Raw genomic sequence first — 15760 nt, forward strand, 5'->3', positions numbered from 1 at the left:
GTGTCAACGAGGCCAGACGAAATAGCGCCGGGCCGAGCACGGGACAGCGACCGGATTGATCTTGGATTTCGATGTCGGGTGTGTTCGATTAGCCGGTCACATCGATCGCCAGCCCCTTGCTGGGGTCGATCGGCTGGGCGGCGATCTGCGACGCGGCGTCGAGCAGCGACAGGGCGGCAGCGCCTTGCTGCTTCTGGTGGTCCAGCGATTTCTTGGCCACGGCCATGCTCACCTCGGCGGCGATGGTCGATTGCGTCAGGGCGCTGGCGTCGGCGGCGGAGAAGCTGCTCATGCAAACGCTATCGGCGTTCCCTCGAATCGGGATTGAGCGTGGTATTTGGTTATCGGATGAAGGATCAGGCTTCGACCGGAGCGGCGGGCGTTTCCGGGACGAGTTGGCGGTAGACCGTGGCGATGTCCAGGTCGTGGCGCTCGCGTTGCAGGAAGACGCTGATCTTGCGGTAACCCGCGGCCTGGATGAGACGCAGGGCCTGGCGGAAGTTGGAGCCGACACGCTTGGGCGAGTGGGCGTCGGAGCCGAGCGTGATGGGGATACGTCGGCGGGCCATCTCGTAAAGGATCCGCGACCCGGGGCAGGCCTCGTTCATGGGGCGACGCCAGCCGGAGGTGTTGAACTCCATCGCGACGCCGGTCGCGGCGATGCGGTCCAGGCTCTTGCACACGTCGCCGAGGATCTTGCTCACGCTCCAGTGGCGGGGCATGAGCATCTTGATCAGGTCGGGGTGGGCCAGCGAATCGAACAGCCCCGTCTCGGCCGAGTCGGCCAGGTGCTGGAAGTACAGCTGCTGGAACTTGAACGTGTCTTTTTCGTAGTACTTCGCCTGGTATTCGGGGACCTGTGGGTGCACCGAACCGAGCACGAAATCGAAGTCGTGCGAGGCGAGTTGTTTTTCGAGATAGGTCTCGTAGCCCGGCACGTAATCGGCCTCGAGCCCGAGCCGAACATCGACGCGGCCTTCCATGACGTGGCGGGCGCGGTCAACGTACATCACGTATTCATCGAGCTGCGCTTCGTCCATGCGCATGTCCGCGGCGTAGCCGTCGGGCATGGGGTTGTGGCAGGTGACGATGACACCCGACAGGCCGCGTTTCAGGGCGACCTGGGCGTATTGCTCGATGCCGCCCTTGGCGTGCTTGCACAGCGGGGTGTGCATGTGCGATTCGTAGAGCCCCAGGCCGTCGGCGTGGTTGCGGCGCGGGGGCTTCGGGGATTCGCTTGGCGGCGGGTCGGCCGCTTCACTGAACGTGAGCGACAAGCCCGGCCCGGCGTTGATGTCCGTCGCGGCGACATCGGGCTGCGAAGTCGGTGGGGTGGTGTGGGTCGGGGAGTCGCCACGCGGGTTGGGTGTGGCGTCCCAGAAGGTCAGCGAACGCGGCGCCTCGTTGGAGGCGTCAGTCGTCGAGTTCTTCGGCGTCGGGTTCGTTTCCGGGGTCGGCTTGTTTTCCGGGGGTGGGAACATCCCCAATGTCATCGGCATCGTCGGGCGGCGACTGACCCTTGGCTGCATAAGTTGCGCGGATTTTTGCGCGTTTCTCGGCGCGCAACCGGCTCGCCTCGTCCGGCCACTCGTATTCGATCTCGCCGGTCTCAGGATTGCGCCAGTCGGTGCTTGCCTGATCGTCACGATCGTCAAGGTCGTTGCGATCCGACTCGGGGCGGAGCTGCAGCTTGATGTCGCCACCGAAGTCGGCCTGAACGACCTGGACGCGGCGTTGGCGGACGAGTTCGAGGGTCGCCAGGAACAGGCCGATCATCTCGCTGCGTGATTTGCGGCCGACGAAGATCTCGCGGAGCGTCATGCCGTCGGTTCCGCCGTCGCGTTCGAGACGGTCGGCGATGTCGTCGGCGTGGAGGGAGATCGGGGTGTCGTCGTAGGTGACTTCGTGGTCGCCGGTGAACCCGATGGCGTCGAGCATCCGGCCGAACGCGGCGCACAGGTCCATGACGTTCACGTCTTCAAGGTCGAGGTCCACCGGCTTGGCCGAGTCCTCGGCCTCGTCTTCCGGGCTGGCGGCTGGGGGCTTGGGCGTCTTGGCCACGGCGGGGAAGCGCACGTCCCATTCGCTGCGGCGCTGGTCGAGCGCCATCGAGGCGTCCTTGTACCGCTTGTAGGCCAGCAGCTGCTGGACGAGTTCGAAACGCGGGTCGACGTTGGCTTCTTCGGTGGGGTCTTCGCCCTCTTCGGTCTCGGCCTGGACCTGGGGCATGAGCAGGGCGCTCTTGATCTCGACGAGCGTCGCGGCCATCACCAGGAACTCGCCCGCCCGGTCCACGTCCATCGCCCCGGGCACCGCCTGGATCACACGGAGGTGTTCGAGGTACTGCTCCGTAAGCTGAGCGATCGGAATGTCCTGGAGGTCGATCTCGTGGCGCTTGACCAGGTAGAGCAAGAGGTCCAACGGCCCCGCGTAGGCGTCGAGCTGGACGCGGTAGTCGGTGGATTTCGGATTGGGGGTTTCGGATTTCGGAACTGCCGAAACACCGGGTTCTGGATCGGTCATATCTCGCTCGTTGACGGAAAAAGGCAGGTTCATGTTAACCTAATCGCTCAATGTCCCCGAAATCCGAAACCCCCAATCCGAAATCCGGCGAAACCGACTACGCCGCATTTGCCCGCGAGGTGCTCAACGCCGAGGCCGACGCGATCCGCCGGATCGAGATCGGCCCGAGCTTCACCGCCGCGGTACAGCTGGTGCTCGATGCGACGTCGGGCCCCTCGGCCGAGGCCCCGGGCGGCGGGAGCCTGGTCGTGTCGGGCCTGGGCAAGTCCGGGCTCATCGGCCAAAAACTCTCGGCCACGTTCTCCAGCACCGGCACCCCGTCACACTTCCTTCACCCGGTCGAGGCGATGCACGGCGACCTCGGACGCATCCGCCGGGGCGACGCGGTCCTGCTGCTGTCCTTCGGCGGCAACACCGAAGAACTCGTGACCTTGGCGGAACTGCTCAAGCAAGACGGCGTGCCCATGATCGCGCTGACGAAAAACGACGGCCCCGGCAACGGGCTCGCGCGACAGGCCACCGTCACGCTCCCGGTCGGCGACATCACCGAGGCCTGTCCTCACGAGCTCGCCCCGACCAGCAGCACCACCGCGATGCTGGCGTTGGGTGACGCCTTGGCCTTGGCTGTGAGCCGGGCCCGGCGGTTCACTGCGGACGATTTCCAGAAATTCCACCCCGGCGGCGGGCTCGGCCGGCAGCTCACGCCCGTGGTCGAGGCCATGCGTTTTGCCGCCGGTCAGAACCTGTCGCTGATCGACCTGGGTACGGTGGTGCAGGACGCCTACGCCTTGGCTGAGCAACACGCCAAAGACTCGGGCCTGCGTCGCCCCGGGGCGCTGCTGGTCGTACACCCCGACGGCACCCTCGCGGGCATCGTGACCGACGGCGACCTCCGCACCGCCCTGATCCGCACCGGCCCCCAGGTCTGGTCCGAGCCGATCGACCAAATCATGACGTCCAGCCCCACGACGCTATCCGACACCGCACTCGTCCGCGACGCGGTGCACATCGTGCGTGAAAAACGCTTCGACGAAATCCCTGTCGTGGCAGCCGACGGAAAGCCGGTGGGCTTGATCGACGTGCAGGACCTCGCGGCACTGAAAGTGATTGAAGGCTGAGTAGGGGTTGGGATTTCGGGGTTAGGTTTTGGGGGTAATGCATGACGAGCGTGAAGTCTTACCAGGATCTGGAAGTTTGGCGTGAAAGCATCGATGTGGTTAAACGAACCTACGCTTTGGCGAGAACATTGCCGGAGATTGAGCGGTTTGCATTGGTAACTCAGATGCAACGCGCTGCAGTTTCCGTGCCCGCCAACATCGCCGAGGGATGGGCTCGCGACTCGACCAAGGAGTACCTCCGGCATCTGTCTATCGCTCGTGGCTCGCTGGCCGAGTTGGAGACATTTTTCGTACTCTGTATCGAGTTGGGATACAGTCAGGCAGATCGGTTGGTTGAATTGCAAGCCGATTCCGAAACGCTCGGCCGGCGACTTAACGCGCTGCAAGCCTCATTACGAAAGCATACTTAATGGCTTCCCCCAACCCCCAACCCCCAAATCCCAACTCCGTCCGTCTCCTGGTCTTCGATGTTGACGGAGTTCTCACCGACGGCGCGATCACGTACCACCGTGAAGGTGGGGAGTCGAAGAACTTCCACACCAAAGACGGCTTGGGCTTGCGGGCAGCGATGCAGTCGGGGGTGAAGGTTGCGATCATCACGGCCCGCCAGAGCGACATCGTCGCCCGGCGGATGAGTGAGCTGGGCATCCAGGACGTGGTGCAGGGCTGCAAGGACAAAGCGAAAGAGGTGGCTCGCCTGGCTGATGCGTTGGGCGTGGCTTTGGAACACACCGCCTACCTTGGTGACGATCTGGTCGACCTGCCCGCGATGCAGAAGGTGGGCTACCCCATGGCCGTGGCCGACGCCGCGGCGGAGCTATGTGAGATGGCTGCTTTCGTGACCCAGCTCCCCGGCGGGCGTGGTGCGGCCCGTGAAGCGGTCGAGCACGTCCTCAAGGCGCAGGGCAAATGGGACGCGATCGTCGCGGGCTACCGCGGCTGAGCAACTTCAGTTGGATGGCGGTTATCGATTGCCCAGGCCGCCGCGGTACTTCTTGACCTTATCGATGAGAAGCATGGCCAGGAGGTAGGCGTCGCGCTTGAGCGGGATCTTGGGCACGATGAGGTGTTGTTCGTCGTCTTTGGTGAGCACGACGAGCTCGTAGAAATCTTTCGATTCCCCTTCGCCGGGCTTGTTCACTTTGAATCGGCGGATGTTGTTCAGCGGTACCGCGACCCCCAGGCCGGGCACCGGGGGCCAGGGGCGGGCGATGAGGCCGACCTTGTTGATGCCCATCCGGGTGTGGGCGAACGAGGCGTAGATCGAGGCAACCAGCAGCGCCAGCGTGCCGATGGTGATGGCGATCTGCACGACGCCGAACTCGGTGATCGGCGGCACCAGGCCCAAGCCCCACACCGTGATGATCCCGATGATCACCGCCCCCAAGGCGAACCAGAACTTGCGTCGCCCCGGGGTGATGTGGGAGACGATCAGGATCTTGGGGCTGTCGTTGATCGAGACCCAGGTCGCCATCCGCTGGTGCTCGGTCAGGTGTTGATCCAGCGTCCAGCCGTCGCCCTGGCCCTTGGGGCGCCGGGTCTCTTTTTCAAGTTCCTGGGCGAGTTCGTAGGAGCTGAGCTTGCTCATAGGCCAAAGATTAACGCGGCTTCGGCGGTTTTCCAGCCGAATGAGGCCCGGAGGAACGAATTTCAGGGTTGACCCCAGAGCCAGAGCGGCCGTAGGCGGTTTATTGCATCGCCAGCCGCAGTTCCTGGAGCTCGCCGACCGCTTTTGCGTTGCCGTCGGCGTTGGCCCGTTTGAGCCCCGCGTCCAGAACGGCCAGGCCGGCCTCGTCTTGGCCGATCTCGCTGAGCATCTTGGCCTTCTGGTAGTAGGCGTAGTGGTAGCCGGGGTCGAGGGCCAGGGCTTTGTCCAGCCACTCCACTGCGGACTCGGGATCGCCCGACTTGGCGTGTTCCAGGGCGATCATGTACGGCACATCCGCGTCCTCGGGGTCCACGGCCAGCAGCTTCATCAATTGGGGCAGTCGATCACTCATCACCCGGATCATAACCCCCTGAGAGCGGTTTTTTGGCGAGCCGCACCGAATGCCGCGCAACATTTCTGGGCACGAGACGTCTAATTTGTGTCAGGTCTGCGAAACCCGCCGCGATACACTAATCGTGCAACAATTTTCAACTTTCCCTTCTTTTGGAGCTTCCTATGTATCGCTTCTCGAATTCACTGCTGATGGCCGCGCTGATGGCGTTTCTGATTTCGCCCGTGGCGGGGGCGGCGGACAGCATCGAACTGACCATGAACATGCAGCCCGGCCAGAGCAAGACGCTGGTGCTGGATATCGATCAGAAGATCAGCCAAAACATGATGGGCCAGCAGATGCAGATGGACCAGCTCATCGGCATGACGATGACCTACACCGCCCTCGACCGCCCGTCGGATAACGGCGGGGTCTGGATCGAGATCAACTACGACCGGGTCCGGTTCAAGATGGGCGGCATGATGTCGGTCGATTTCGATTCGGACGTCCCGGGCCAAAACAACAACCCGATGGCTCAGAGCTTCGGGGCGTTGGTGGGCCAGAAGCTGACGATGGAATTCCTGCCCAACGGCGACGTCCCCACCGTCGAAGGGGTTGCGGAGCTGCAGGAAACCATGATCGACGCGATGAACCTGCCCGAAGGCCCGCAGCGTGAGGCCGCCGAAGAGGCGTTCAAGCTGCAATTCAACGAAGAGATGATCAAGCAGATGGTCGCGGCGATGGGGGCGATGTACCCCGACGAGGCGGTGAGCCGGGGCGACGCGTGGGAAGACACGATGCAGATGAGCGGCATGACTCCGATGTCCATCACTACCAACTACACCCTCGAAGACTTCGACGACGCCACCGCGACCCTCGGCGTGACGGGCAACATCGGCCCGCACCCCGACGCCGAGCCGGTCGTGATGAACGGCATGGAGATGGACGCCGAGTTCAACGGCACGCAGACCGGCCAGGTTGTCATGGACCGCGCCTCGGGTTGGGTGATCTCATCGGTCGTCGATCAAGACATGGAGGGCGGCATGACTATGAACCTGCCCGACGGCCAATCGATCGACATCGACATGATGATCAAGAGCAAGATCACGATGAAACCCGTGGAATGATCCGTGGACCTCAGCGTCTTTCGAACTGATCCATACCTCCCAGGCCCCGCTCATGCACGAGCGGGGCTTGTTTTATGGCATGGGTTTTCCTTGCTCCGTGGTCGGACACGGGTTGTAATGCGGCGATGAAGATCGGCATCCTCAGCGACACGCACGACCGCCTCCCCACGTTCCGCCGGGCGCTGCAGCTCTTTGCCCGGCTTGAAGTCGACGCCGTGTTTCACGCCGGGGACCTGATCGCTCCGTTCGCCGCCAAGCTGTTAACCGCGGACGCCGACATCCTGCCGCCCAAACTCTTCCCCGAACACGTCCACGTCATCTACGGCAACAACGACGGCGAGCGCGACGGCCTCAAGAAAATCCTGCCCCAGATCGTTGACGGCCCGCTCCGCGTCACGCTCGACACCCCCGGCTGCGGATCGGGAACGACCACGGTCGCGATGGCCCACTTCATCGACTGGTTCAAGCCCGACGACCTGGCCGGGGCAGATGTGGTCATCTCGGGCCACGACCACACCCCGAGCATCCAGAGCCGTCCCGATGGCGACCGCGACGTCCTGTTCATCAACCCCGGCGAGTGCTGCGGCTGGGTCAACGAACGCTGCACGGTCGCTCTGCTGGACCTCTCCGGCCCCTCGCCGAAGGCGGACCTGATCGACGTGAAAGGTTGAAAGTTTCTCGGCCAGCAGGTCACCCGGGAAACCGCTAAACTGCCGCGAATTTAGCGCGTCTTGCTGGAGGGCCCCACGGGCACCCCGGTCGAGGAGCCTTTGACGCGCCACGCCTCCCCCCGCGACTCACCCCCGTACGCCCATGCCCAAACGCACCGACCTCAAGACCATCCTCATCATCGGCTCCGGGCCCATCGTCATCGGCCAGGGCTGCGAGTTCGACTACTCCGGCACCCAGGCCTGCAAGGCTCTGCGTGAAGAGGGCTACAAGGTCGTCCTGATCAACTCCAACCCGGCGACGATCATGACCGACCCCGAGTTCGCCGACGCGACCTACATCGAGCCGATCAACCCCGAAGCGGTCGAAAAAATCATCGTCAAGCACAAGGGCACCGACCTGCACATCGACGCGGTCCTGCCCACCCTCGGCGGCCAGACCGCGCTCAACTGCGCCTGCGCCCTCGACGAGGCGGGCACCTTCGAGAAGCACGGCGTCGAGATGATCGGCGCGACCCGCGAAGTCATCTACCGCGCCGAGGACCGGCTGCAATTTAAAGAAATCATGGACCAGATCGGGCTTAAGAGCCCCAAGTCCGGCGTGGCCAACACCATGCAGGAAGCCTGGGACGTGCTCGAAGAAACCGGCCTGCCCGCGATCATCCGACCCGCCTTCACTCTCGGTGGGACCGGCGGAGGCGTGGCCTACAACCGGGAAGAGTTCGAGGACATCTGCCGCCGCGGCCTGGATGCCTCCATGACCTCGCAAGTGCTCATCGACCAGTCGCTGCTCGGCTGGAAGGAGTACGAGATGGAGGTGATGCGTGACAAAGACGACAACGCCGTCATCATCTGCGCGATCGAGAACTTCGACGCGATGGGCGTGCACACCGGCGACTCGATCACCGTCGCCCCCGCCCAGACGCTGACCGACAAGGAATACCAGTTCATGCGGGACGCCTCGCTGGCGATCCTGCGGGCCGTGGGCGTCGAGACCGGCGGCTCGAACTGCCAGTTCGCTATCAACCCCGCCAACGGCGACATGGTCGTGGTCGAGATGAACCCCCGGGTCTCGCGTTCTTCCGCTCTAGCGTCGAAGGCGACCGGCTTCCCCATTGCGAAAATCGCGGCGAAACTGGCCGTGGGCTACACGCTCTGGGAGCTGCCCAACGACATCACCGGCCAGACCGTGGCCTGCTTCGAGCCGAGCATCGACTACGTCGTCACCAAGATCCCGCGGTGGACCTTCGAGAAGTTCCCCGAGGCCGACGAAACCCTGACCACGCAGATGAAGTCGGTCGGCGAAGGCATGAGCATCGGGCGGACGTTCAAAGAGTCGATGCAAAAAGGCATCCGCTCTATGGAGATCAAACGCTACGGCTACGGCCTCGACGCCAACGACAAGTGGCTCAACGCCCAGCGCGGCGTCACCCACGCCGACGGCACCAAGGTCGAGTTCCCCATCGATGCGGGCAAGCTGGTCCGCAAGCTGGAAGTGCCGTCCCAGGGCCGGTGGTTCTACATCCGGTACGCCTTCAAGATGGGCTGGACCGTCGAGCAGGTCCACGAAGCGACGATGATCGACCCGTGGTTCCTCGATCAGCTTAAACAGCTCGTCGACTTCGAAAACACCTTGGCCAGCTACGACAAGCTCGAAGACGTGCCACGCGACGTGTTGTTCGAAGCCAAGCAGCTCGGCTATAGCGACCCGCAGCTGGCGAACCTGTATCTCGGGTCGATCGCGGTTGAGAACATCATGGCCGTGCGTGCCCGCCGCAAGGAGCTCGAGATCGAGCCGGTGTACAAGCTAGTCGATACCTGTGCCGCCGAGTTTGAAGCAGTCACGCCGTACTACTACTCGACCTACGAAGCCCCCTTTGCGAAGGGCGACGGCACGTGCGGTGTGGACGACGAGATCCGCGTCAGCGATACCAAGAAAGTCGTCATCCTCGGCGGCGGCCCCAACCGCATCGGCCAGGGCATCGAGTTCGACTACTGCTGCGTTCAGGCCGCGTTTGCCGCCCAGGAGCTCGGCTACGAAGCGGTGCTGGTCAACTCCAACCCCGAGACGGTCTCGACCGACTACGACACTTCTGACCTCCTGTTCTTCGAGCCGTTGACGCTGGAAGATGTGCTCAATATCTGCGAACGCCTCAACGGCAAGCCCTTCGGCGAAGAAGGCGGCCTGCTCCATGGCGTCGTCGTCCAATACGGCGGCCAGACCCCGCTCAACCTCGCCGGTGGTTTGAAAGCCGCGGGCGTGCCGATCATCGGGACCAGCGTCGATTCGATCGACCTCGCCGAAGACCGCGACAAGTTCGCCGCCCTCTGTGACGAGCTCGGCGTCAAGCAGCCGCCCAACGGCATCGCCTACGACGTCGAGCAGGCCATCGAGATCGCCAACCGGATCACGTACCCCGTGCTGGTGCGGCCGTCGTTTGTGCTGGGCGGACGGGCGATGGAAACCGTCTTCGACGACGACCAACTCCGGTACTACATGGCCAAGGCGATCGGCGCGTCCGACCTCGCGGGCCAGCCGATCCTCGTTGATAAGTTCCTCGCGGAAGCGACCGAGTGCGACATCGACGTCATCGCCGACTTTGGCGGTGACGATCCGCGAGCATTGGTCTGCGGCGTGCTCGAACACATCGAAGAAGCGGGTATCCACTCGGGCGACTCGGCCTGCACCATCCCGCCGTACTCGCTGTCGGACGAGATCATCGAGCAGCTCAAGGCCCAGTCGCGCAAGATGGCCGAGGCGCTCGGCGTCCGGGGTCTGATGAACGTGCAGTGGGCGGTGAAGGACGGCGAGATCTACGTGATCGAGGTCAACCCCCGTGCGTCGCGGACCGTGCCGTTCGTCGGCAAGTCGACCGGCGTGAGCTGGGCCCGCCTCGCCGCCAAGGTCATGGCCGGCAAGCAGCTTGTCGAGCTCGGCGTCACCGAAGAAGTCACGCCCACCCACACCTCGATCAAAGAATCGGTCTTCCCCTTCGGCAAGTTCCCCGGCGTGGACGTCATCCTCGGCCCCGAGATGCGGTCCACCGGCGAGTGCATGGGCGCCGACGCCGACTTCCCCGTCGCCTTCGCCAAGGCTCAGATGTCGGCCGGCTCCAAGCTTCCGCTGGAAGGCAAGGTCTTCCTCTCGGTCCGCGAGAGCGACAAGCCCGCGCTGCCCGAGGTGGCCAAGGGTCTGGTTGATCAGGGCTTCGAGGTGCTCACCACCCGCGGCACCCACAAGTACCTGGCCGACCAGGGCATCCAGACCACGCCCGTGAAGAAGATCCAGGAGGGCGGACGCCCCAACGCGCTGGACCTGATGAAGAACGGCGAGCTGGCACTGATTATCAACACGCCGACCCGCAAAGGTGCCGGCACCGACGAAGGCAAGCTCCGGGCGACCGCGATCCGCAACGGCGTACCGATGATCACGACCATGACTGCGGCCAAGGTCGCGGTCCAGGCGATCGCGGCCCTGCGTCAGAACGACTGGGGCGTGAAGTCGCTGCAGGAATACTTCCCCGAGACCGCGCGGGCCTGAGTGGGAAATTGATTCGGTTTTGATCTTGATCGCTGGACTCCGCGTCCGGCGATTTATTTTTGGCGTGCGTCAGTCTTTGGCGTTGCTCTGCTTGCGCCACGCCTGGGGCGTGATGTTCTGGCGCTTGGCGAAGTCTCGGGAGAACACACTCTGCGCGGAGAACCCGCAGGCGGCGGAGACCGCGTTGAGCGACAGGTCGGTCCGCTTCATCAACTGCTTGGCCCGGTCGTGCTGGACCTGTTTCATCGCTTCGAGCGGGCTGACACCCATGGCCTGCATGAACAGCCGACGCAGGTGGCTGGGCGAGACCGAGACCGACCGCGCGACGTCCTCGACGCTGGGCCGCTGAGCCAGGTGCTCGGCGTACCACGCCAGGCCCGCCGCGACCTTGTGCTGAGCGGTGTCCCGGGTGTTGCTTTCGCGGTCCGCCAGGACGGTGATCGACAACTCAAGCAGCAGCCGTTCGGCCCGCAGCCGAGTGAGTTCGGTGGGCTGGATGTAGTCTTCCTCAAGCTCCAGGAACAAGCTCTTGAGCTTGGCGACCTGCTCGGGCGTCAGGGGGACCGAGATGGCCCGTTGATGTTGGCTCAATGCCTCGGGAACCTGGTCGAAGTGGGCGACCAGGATCTGGCAGGGCTCCTCGGGGACACCCGTCCAGCCGTGCACCCCGTCGGCGGGCATGGCCCAGAGCCGGTCTCCTTCGAGATGCGGGCGTTGCCCGGGGCGTTCGGTGGGGGCACATCGCCCCTCGACGACCGCCAAAAACTCCCAGCCTTTGCGGCGGACGGGGAGCGTGGGGTGCTCGAAAAAGCTGCGTTCGCCGTGGTTTAGGTACGTCAGCATGGTTCTAGCGTCGGCTTTGGAGGCGATATTGTCAAGCATTGGGCCGATAAAAAAACCTCCGCGAGGTGCGGAGGTTTGGGGAAAACGGTGTGGGGAGACGAATCAGGGCACCACTGCGGGGTTCAGCCGCGAGTTCTTATCGAGGAAGAAGATGCGGGCAAAGTCGTCCCAGATGGTCCGGGTATTGTTGTCGATGACCCGGGCGTAGGTGTTGGCGTCTTGTTCTTCGCTCTTGCCATAGGAAGCGAGTTCCGGAGTCAAATCGTTGCTGTAGTTGGTCGCACAGCCGCCGGTGAGCAGGAGGCCACCTGCGAGGAGAACGGCTGCCAGGGTGCGTTGGATCGCTTGAATCATCGGGGGGACTTCCTTGGGGGAACACGGATCAGCCAGGGGAGAAAAACATTGTCGGGGGCGACCCGGCTGCTGTCAACACGAATACGCAAATCCCTTCAGAACGGGTAGCATGAATCCATGAGTTTACTCGTGGGCTTGATCGTGCAGGCATTGGGATCGATGGGGCTGTTCGCCTCCCGGGCCTTCGTGCCCGCGTTCGCGGCGGCTTTGATATTGAGGCTCGGGCCCCATCTGCCGTTCGGTTTGAATGAGGCGGGCATGCTCAAGGCCTTGGGAATCGTGGCCGGGGCCACGCCGACCTGGTTCACCAGCAACGGCTGCCTGATCGTCCTGGGGATTTTGGCGGGCCTGGAGATCGCCGCGACCAAGAACCCCGACGCCCGGGCGATCCTCAACGAGATCGACAAATACGCCAAGCCGGTCATGGCTGCGCTCACGGTCATGGGGGTGGCCTCCGCGGGGGACGCCGAATTTGCCAACAGCATCATCGGGGCGGTCGAGTCCACCGGCGGGCTGGCGCTGGTGCCCGTGTTGGCGGCCGGGCTGACCTGGTCGGCGATCCCCGCGGCCTTCTCCGCGGCCGGCACCTTTGTCATCGCCTCGACCCGGTCGTTCGTCGTGGGCCTGCTCATCGGCGCCGACGAAGACGACGACGTGGGCATCCAGAAACTCATCAGCTGGGGCGAAGACCTCTGGGCCTTGTTCGGCCTGTTCTTCTTCATTCTCTTCCCGATCGTGATGCTGATCCTCATCGGGTTGGCGACCGGGTTTATCTACCTGATCAAGTGGTGGGTCCACCGCAAAGAAGAAAAGTCCAAAGTCCCGTGCACGAACTGTGGCGAGTTGATGTACCGCTGCGCGATGAAGTGTGGCAACTGCCGGACGCCCAACCCCAAGGTTTGTGATGTGGGTTGGCTCGGGCAGTCCGACACCGACGACCCCGCGGACATGGTCACGCAGCCGTACCAACTCGCCGCCGCGAAACGATGCCCGACCTGCGCGACCAAGCTCGAAGAGCGCAAGCCCCGACAGAAATGCGTGGCCTGTGGCGACGACCCGTTTGAGGACCCCGAATTCACCAAGGCCTACATCGATCGCATCGGCATGCGGGTGCCGTTGGTGCTGCTGATCTGTGCCGGGCTCGGCGCGATCTGGATCGTCGGTGTGATCCCGGCGGTGATTGTGTACCGCATGACGCTGGTCGCGCCGTTCCGCCGGTATATCCCGCGTGGCCGCAACTTCGTGATGAAGTGGGGGCTGCGGCTGGTGTTCTTCATCCTGCTGGCGTTGCAGATCTTCCCGGCGGTCGGCGCGGTGACCGTGCCGGTGATGGCGCTGCTCAGTTTCCTGGTGTACCGACAGATGTTTGTCTGCATGGCTGAGGACGACGAAGAATGCGCCAGCAAGCCGTCGTTGATCACCCAGACACCTGCGGCGGGCTGAGCGGGACGTTTCGCGTTACCCGTTAAACGTTCTATCGCGAGTCGGGTGATGGCACGATTGATCACTCGGCGGGCTGAAAACGCAGCTTCAGTTTCGTACCCACCGCCGGGATGACCGGGGTGTTCGCGGTCCACAACTCGGTTCCGCCGTCCTGGGAGTCGGTGGTGGGGCGGCTGACCAGTTCGTCACCGAAGTTCAGGAGCGAGACGACCGTGCCGTTCGTTTCGGCCATGAAGTGGTTTTGGCCTTTGAACTCGATGATCGTCGAGCCGGTGAACACCCAGCGGTTGCCGGGCATGACCTGGCCGTTTTCCTGATCGATTACCCACTGGTTGGCGGGGATCGGTTGATCGGGTTGGTCTTCGAGGACGAAAAACAGTTCGAGCTCGGGGCCGTGGGGCGCGAAAAACTGCAGCTCGCCGTTTGCGTCTTTCTCCGCCCGTGCAGGTTGTCCGGGCTCCAGGCCCAGCAGGATCAAAGCGGTTTGCAACTGGGTGGCCTCGGCGTCCACCGCCACGATCGATTCGTAATCACGGATGCCCGGTCGGCAGGCCAGCAGTTCCAGCCAGTCGACTTCGCGCCCCACGACGGTGGCCTGAACATCCACGTGCCGATTCACGCGGTCGAGGATCACTCCGGGGTAGATCTCTCGCGGTGTTTCCGGAGGCGAAGGCTGATGGGTTTGGTCTTCAGCAATGGGGGTGGCGCTGGAGCATGCGAGCATCGACCCGCACACCCACGCAAGCAGCACGGCAGTCCAGCCCACGGCTTTCGAAGAAGCGGGATGTTCAATCGGCTTTGCCGTGGTTATGTTCATGCCTGAGTTTAGCAGCCCCGACCCCGAGACCTCATGATCCAGAACCACGATCCCGACTACGAACCCCTGCACCCCGAGCGTCTAACGTGGTCGGTGCTGCTCGGGCGCTGGGTCACGTTTGCCAAGTCGGCGTTGGCTCTGCCGAGCGATGACGCGGGGCGTAGGCTGCGGGATGCGGTGCCGGACATCATCACGCTGCAGGCGGTCTGGTTCTCGTTGGAAAACCTCGATGAGCTGGATGCGGACGAACGGGCGCTGGGGCTGGACAAGGCCCAAGTGCTCATCGAGAAGCACACCGCGGCGCTAGAGCAAGCCTGGGCGGAAGAGCCGATGCCTAAAGAACTGCTCGAGCTGATCCACGATGCAAAAACCGCGCTGCAGGAGCAACGCGGCCAGGAGGGTTAATCGGTTTTCAGGCCTCGGCTGAGGCGGGGCGAGACGGGTCAGGCCGCATCGCTTCGGGCGGTCGAGGGGCGAGGCCGACGCTTCACCGCGGGGCGTGGCTTGGGCACCGGTTTGCTGATGCCGGCCAGGGATTGGGCGGTGGTGACGGCCTGCTGGATCTGAGCTTTGACCGGGGTGGGGATCACCTCCCGGGCCAGCCGTGACAGCGCCGAACGGCTGGCGATTTCCTTGTGCGGGTGGGTGAAGGCGAACTGGCCATCGGTCTCGGGGACCCAGCCGCGGTACTGGCTCTTGACCTCGTCGTACTCCTCACAGGTGATGCCCAGCGCCTTGCAGGCGTAGCGGGTGAGGAAGTCGAACGAGACCATACCCCGCTCGGCGCGACGGCGGATATCCGCCACGTCGGCGTAGGTGTTATCGTAGTCCTGCAGGCGGGTCGAGACCAACAGCTTGCTGCTGCGCATCAGCGTGATCGCCTCGCGGGTGTAGCCCACAAAGCCGCCCTGAACATTGGGGTAGCCAAGCGGCTCCTGCCCAGCCCAGGTGACCCACTCCAGCGTGCCGAAGACCTTGCAGCCCGTCGGCAGGTAACGCAGCCGGCGGTGGACCCAGGTGTCGGTGTCGATCTTCACGAGGTAGGGCGTGGGGTTCTCGGCATAGAGATCGAGCATGCGCTGGATCATCCGGCCGCCGTACTCCGTGGCGTAGAGCCGAGCCCCCGCGACATACCGGGCGTTATGCCGCTGAGCGATCTTGGGCCAGACGGGGTTGTCGTCGCCGTCCGAGACCATCAGCACCTTGGCGTTGGGGTAGACCCGTCGCAGGTTCGCCAGACACCACTTGGCCTCCCGCACATCGCGGTAGACCTGCAGGTAGAAGGTGATGTCGTTGTCGTGCGGGCGGTACATCATGGATAAGCTTTTATCGGAACTTATTCGTGGG

General features: G+C 63.7%; 17 protein-coding genes. 8 read left to right on the forward strand and 9 right to left on the reverse strand.

The window, feature by feature from the left end:
• Positions 1 to 88: 88 nt before the first annotated feature.
• The 3 genes from HNQ40_RS11075 to HNQ40_RS11085 form a co-directional block, all read right to left on the reverse strand.
• Positions 89 to 292: a putative motility protein gene (locus HNQ40_RS11075; protein WP_184677897.1), complete on the reverse strand. Its 204-nt coding sequence runs from the start codon at positions 290 to 292 to the stop codon at positions 89 to 91.
• 64 nt (positions 293 to 356) lie between these two features.
• Positions 357 to 1481, reverse strand: coding sequence for a histidinol-phosphatase HisJ family protein (locus HNQ40_RS11080; protein ID WP_221435494.1), 1125 nt, complete (start codon positions 1479 to 1481; stop codon positions 357 to 359).
• Complete coding sequence (locus HNQ40_RS11085) at positions 1414 to 2523, reverse strand: segregation and condensation protein A (RefSeq protein ID WP_184677898.1); 1110 nt, start codon at positions 2521 to 2523, stop codon at positions 1414 to 1416. Before HNQ40_RS11085 ends, HNQ40_RS11080 begins: the two co-directional genes overlap by 68 nt.
• A 50-nt stretch (positions 2524 to 2573) precedes the next feature.
• Here HNQ40_RS11085 and HNQ40_RS11090 point away from each other — a divergent pair, with 50 nt between their 5' ends.
• Genes HNQ40_RS11090 through HNQ40_RS11100 form a run of 3 tightly spaced genes read left to right on the forward strand, consistent with a single transcriptional unit; the run spans position 2574 to position 4584 of the window.
• Complete coding sequence (locus HNQ40_RS11090; protein ID WP_184677899.1) at positions 2574 to 3641, forward strand: KpsF/GutQ family sugar-phosphate isomerase; 1068 nt, start codon at positions 2574 to 2576, stop codon at positions 3639 to 3641.
• A 41-nt stretch (positions 3642 to 3682) separates the two neighbouring features.
• Entirely contained in the window at positions 3683 to 4051 is a 369-nt protein-coding gene (locus HNQ40_RS11095) for a four helix bundle protein (protein WP_184677900.1), read from the forward strand.
• Positions 4051 to 4584 carry a KdsC family phosphatase gene (locus HNQ40_RS11100; protein ID WP_184677901.1) on the forward strand — a complete coding sequence of 178 codons (534 nt, stop codon included), beginning with the start codon at positions 4051 to 4053 and terminating at the stop codon, positions 4582 to 4584. Before HNQ40_RS11095 ends, HNQ40_RS11100 begins: the two co-directional genes overlap by 1 nt.
• A gap of 21 nt (positions 4585 to 4605) precedes the next feature.
• On the opposite strand, the gene HNQ40_RS11105 is transcribed toward HNQ40_RS11100, so the two are convergent.
• Both HNQ40_RS11105 and HNQ40_RS11110 read right to left on the reverse strand, forming a co-directional pair.
• Complete coding sequence (locus tag HNQ40_RS11105) at positions 4606 to 5229, reverse strand: hypothetical protein (protein ID WP_184677902.1); 624 nt, start codon at positions 5227 to 5229, stop codon at positions 4606 to 4608.
• Between the two features lie 100 nt (positions 5230 to 5329).
• Complete coding sequence (locus HNQ40_RS11110; protein WP_184677903.1) at positions 5330 to 5641, reverse strand: tetratricopeptide repeat protein; 312 nt, start codon at positions 5639 to 5641, stop codon at positions 5330 to 5332.
• A gap of 164 nt (positions 5642 to 5805) precedes the next feature.
• Between HNQ40_RS11110 and HNQ40_RS11115 the strand changes: the two genes are divergently transcribed.
• The 3 genes from HNQ40_RS11115 (at position 5806) to carB (ending at position 10956) form a co-directional block, all read left to right on the forward strand.
• The gene (locus HNQ40_RS11115) at positions 5806 to 6747 is read left to right on the forward strand and encodes a DUF6263 family protein (RefSeq protein ID WP_184677904.1); all 942 of its coding nucleotides are present in this window, start codon (positions 5806 to 5808) and stop codon (positions 6745 to 6747) included.
• 74 nt (positions 6748 to 6821) lie between these two features.
• Positions 6822 to 7418 carry a YfcE family phosphodiesterase gene (locus HNQ40_RS11120; RefSeq protein WP_184677905.1) on the forward strand — a complete coding sequence of 199 codons (597 nt, stop codon included), beginning with the start codon at positions 6822 to 6824 and terminating at the stop codon, positions 7416 to 7418.
• Positions 7419 to 7560: 142 nt separating this feature from the next.
• Entirely contained in the window at positions 7561 to 10956 is a 3396-nt protein-coding gene (gene carB / locus HNQ40_RS11125; protein ID WP_184677906.1) for a carbamoyl-phosphate synthase large subunit, read from the forward strand.
• 69 nt (positions 10957 to 11025) lie between these two features.
• Here the strand turns inward: carB and HNQ40_RS11130 are convergent, their stop codons facing one another.
• On the reverse strand, positions 11026 to 11799 hold the full coding sequence (locus HNQ40_RS11130) for an AraC family transcriptional regulator (RefSeq protein WP_184677907.1): 774 nt from the start codon (positions 11797 to 11799) through the stop codon (positions 11026 to 11028).
• 102 nt (positions 11800 to 11901) lie between these two features.
• Positions 11902 to 12153 carry a hypothetical protein gene (locus tag HNQ40_RS11135; protein WP_184677908.1) on the reverse strand — a complete coding sequence of 84 codons (252 nt, stop codon included), beginning with the start codon at positions 12151 to 12153 and terminating at the stop codon, positions 11902 to 11904.
• A 117-nt stretch (positions 12154 to 12270) separates the two neighbouring features.
• Here HNQ40_RS11135 and HNQ40_RS11140 point away from each other — a divergent pair, with 117 nt between their 5' ends.
• Complete coding sequence (locus HNQ40_RS11140; RefSeq protein WP_184677909.1) at positions 12271 to 13596, forward strand: hypothetical protein; 1326 nt, start codon at positions 12271 to 12273, stop codon at positions 13594 to 13596.
• 61 nt (positions 13597 to 13657) lie between these two features.
• Here the strand turns inward: HNQ40_RS11140 and HNQ40_RS11145 are convergent, their stop codons facing one another.
• A complete protein-coding gene (locus HNQ40_RS11145; RefSeq protein WP_184677910.1) occupies positions 13658 to 14413 on the reverse strand; it encodes a YdjY domain-containing protein in 756 nt (251 codons plus the stop codon).
• Between the two features lie 33 nt (positions 14414 to 14446).
• On the opposite strand from HNQ40_RS11145, the gene HNQ40_RS11150 reads away from it, so the two are divergent.
• Positions 14447 to 14818 (forward strand): hypothetical protein, encoded by a 372-nt coding sequence (locus HNQ40_RS11150; protein WP_184677911.1) that lies wholly within the window; start codon positions 14447 to 14449, stop codon positions 14816 to 14818.
• Positions 14819 to 14856: 38 nt separating this feature from the next.
• On the opposite strand, the gene HNQ40_RS11155 is transcribed toward HNQ40_RS11150, so the two are convergent.
• A complete protein-coding gene (locus tag HNQ40_RS11155) occupies positions 14857 to 15729 on the reverse strand; it encodes a hypothetical protein (protein ID WP_184677912.1) in 873 nt (290 codons plus the stop codon).
• Positions 15730 to 15760: the final 31 nt, after the last annotated feature.

It is taken from the genome of Algisphaera agarilytica (genome assembly GCF_014207595.1).
Lineage (GTDB): Bacteria > Planctomycetota > Phycisphaerae > Phycisphaerales > Phycisphaeraceae > Algisphaera > Algisphaera agarilytica.

What these genes read in the sequence shown, in the direction of transcription:
- HNQ40_RS11105 (WP_184677902.1), bottom strand. Translation starts at nt 5,229, where the DNA reads ATGAGCAAGCTCAGCTCCTACGAACTCGCCCAGGAACTTGAAAAAGAG.
- HNQ40_RS11090 (WP_184677899.1), top strand. Translation starts at nt 2,574, where the DNA reads ATGTCCCCGAAATCCGAAACCCCCAATCCGAAATCCGGCGAAACCGAC.
- HNQ40_RS11075 (WP_184677897.1), bottom strand. Translation starts at nt 292, where the DNA reads ATGAGCAGCTTCTCCGCCGCCGACGCCAGCGCCCTGACGCAATCGACC.
- carB (WP_184677906.1), top strand. Translation starts at nt 7,561, where the DNA reads ATGCCCAAACGCACCGACCTCAAGACCATCCTCATCATCGGCTCCGGG.
- HNQ40_RS11110 (WP_184677903.1), bottom strand. Translation starts at nt 5,641, where the DNA reads ATGAGTGATCGACTGCCCCAATTGATGAAGCTGCTGGCCGTGGACCCC.
- HNQ40_RS11140 (WP_184677909.1), top strand. Translation starts at nt 12,271, where the DNA reads ATGAGTTTACTCGTGGGCTTGATCGTGCAGGCATTGGGATCGATGGGG.
- HNQ40_RS11120 (WP_184677905.1), top strand. Translation starts at nt 6,822, where the DNA reads ATGGCATGGGTTTTCCTTGCTCCGTGGTCGGACACGGGTTGTAATGCG.
- HNQ40_RS11150 (WP_184677911.1), top strand. Translation starts at nt 14,447, where the DNA reads ATGATCCAGAACCACGATCCCGACTACGAACCCCTGCACCCCGAGCGT.
- HNQ40_RS11135 (WP_184677908.1), bottom strand. Translation starts at nt 12,153, where the DNA reads ATGATTCAAGCGATCCAACGCACCCTGGCAGCCGTTCTCCTCGCAGGT.
- HNQ40_RS11095 (WP_184677900.1), top strand. Translation starts at nt 3,683, where the DNA reads ATGACGAGCGTGAAGTCTTACCAGGATCTGGAAGTTTGGCGTGAAAGC.
- HNQ40_RS11130 (WP_184677907.1), bottom strand. Translation starts at nt 11,799, where the DNA reads ATGCTGACGTACCTAAACCACGGCGAACGCAGCTTTTTCGAGCACCCC.
- HNQ40_RS11155 (WP_184677912.1), bottom strand. Translation starts at nt 15,729, where the DNA reads ATGATGTACCGCCCGCACGACAACGACATCACCTTCTACCTGCAGGTC.
- HNQ40_RS11080 (WP_221435494.1), bottom strand. Translation starts at nt 1,481, where the DNA reads ATGTTCCCACCCCCGGAAAACAAGCCGACCCCGGAAACGAACCCGACG.
- HNQ40_RS11115 (WP_184677904.1), top strand. Translation starts at nt 5,806, where the DNA reads ATGTATCGCTTCTCGAATTCACTGCTGATGGCCGCGCTGATGGCGTTT.
- HNQ40_RS11100 (WP_184677901.1), top strand. Translation starts at nt 4,051, where the DNA reads ATGGCTTCCCCCAACCCCCAACCCCCAAATCCCAACTCCGTCCGTCTC.
- HNQ40_RS11145 (WP_184677910.1), bottom strand. Translation starts at nt 14,413, where the DNA reads ATGAACATAACCACGGCAAAGCCGATTGAACATCCCGCTTCTTCGAAA.
- HNQ40_RS11085 (WP_184677898.1), bottom strand. Translation starts at nt 2,523, where the DNA reads ATGACCGATCCAGAACCCGGTGTTTCGGCAGTTCCGAAATCCGAAACC.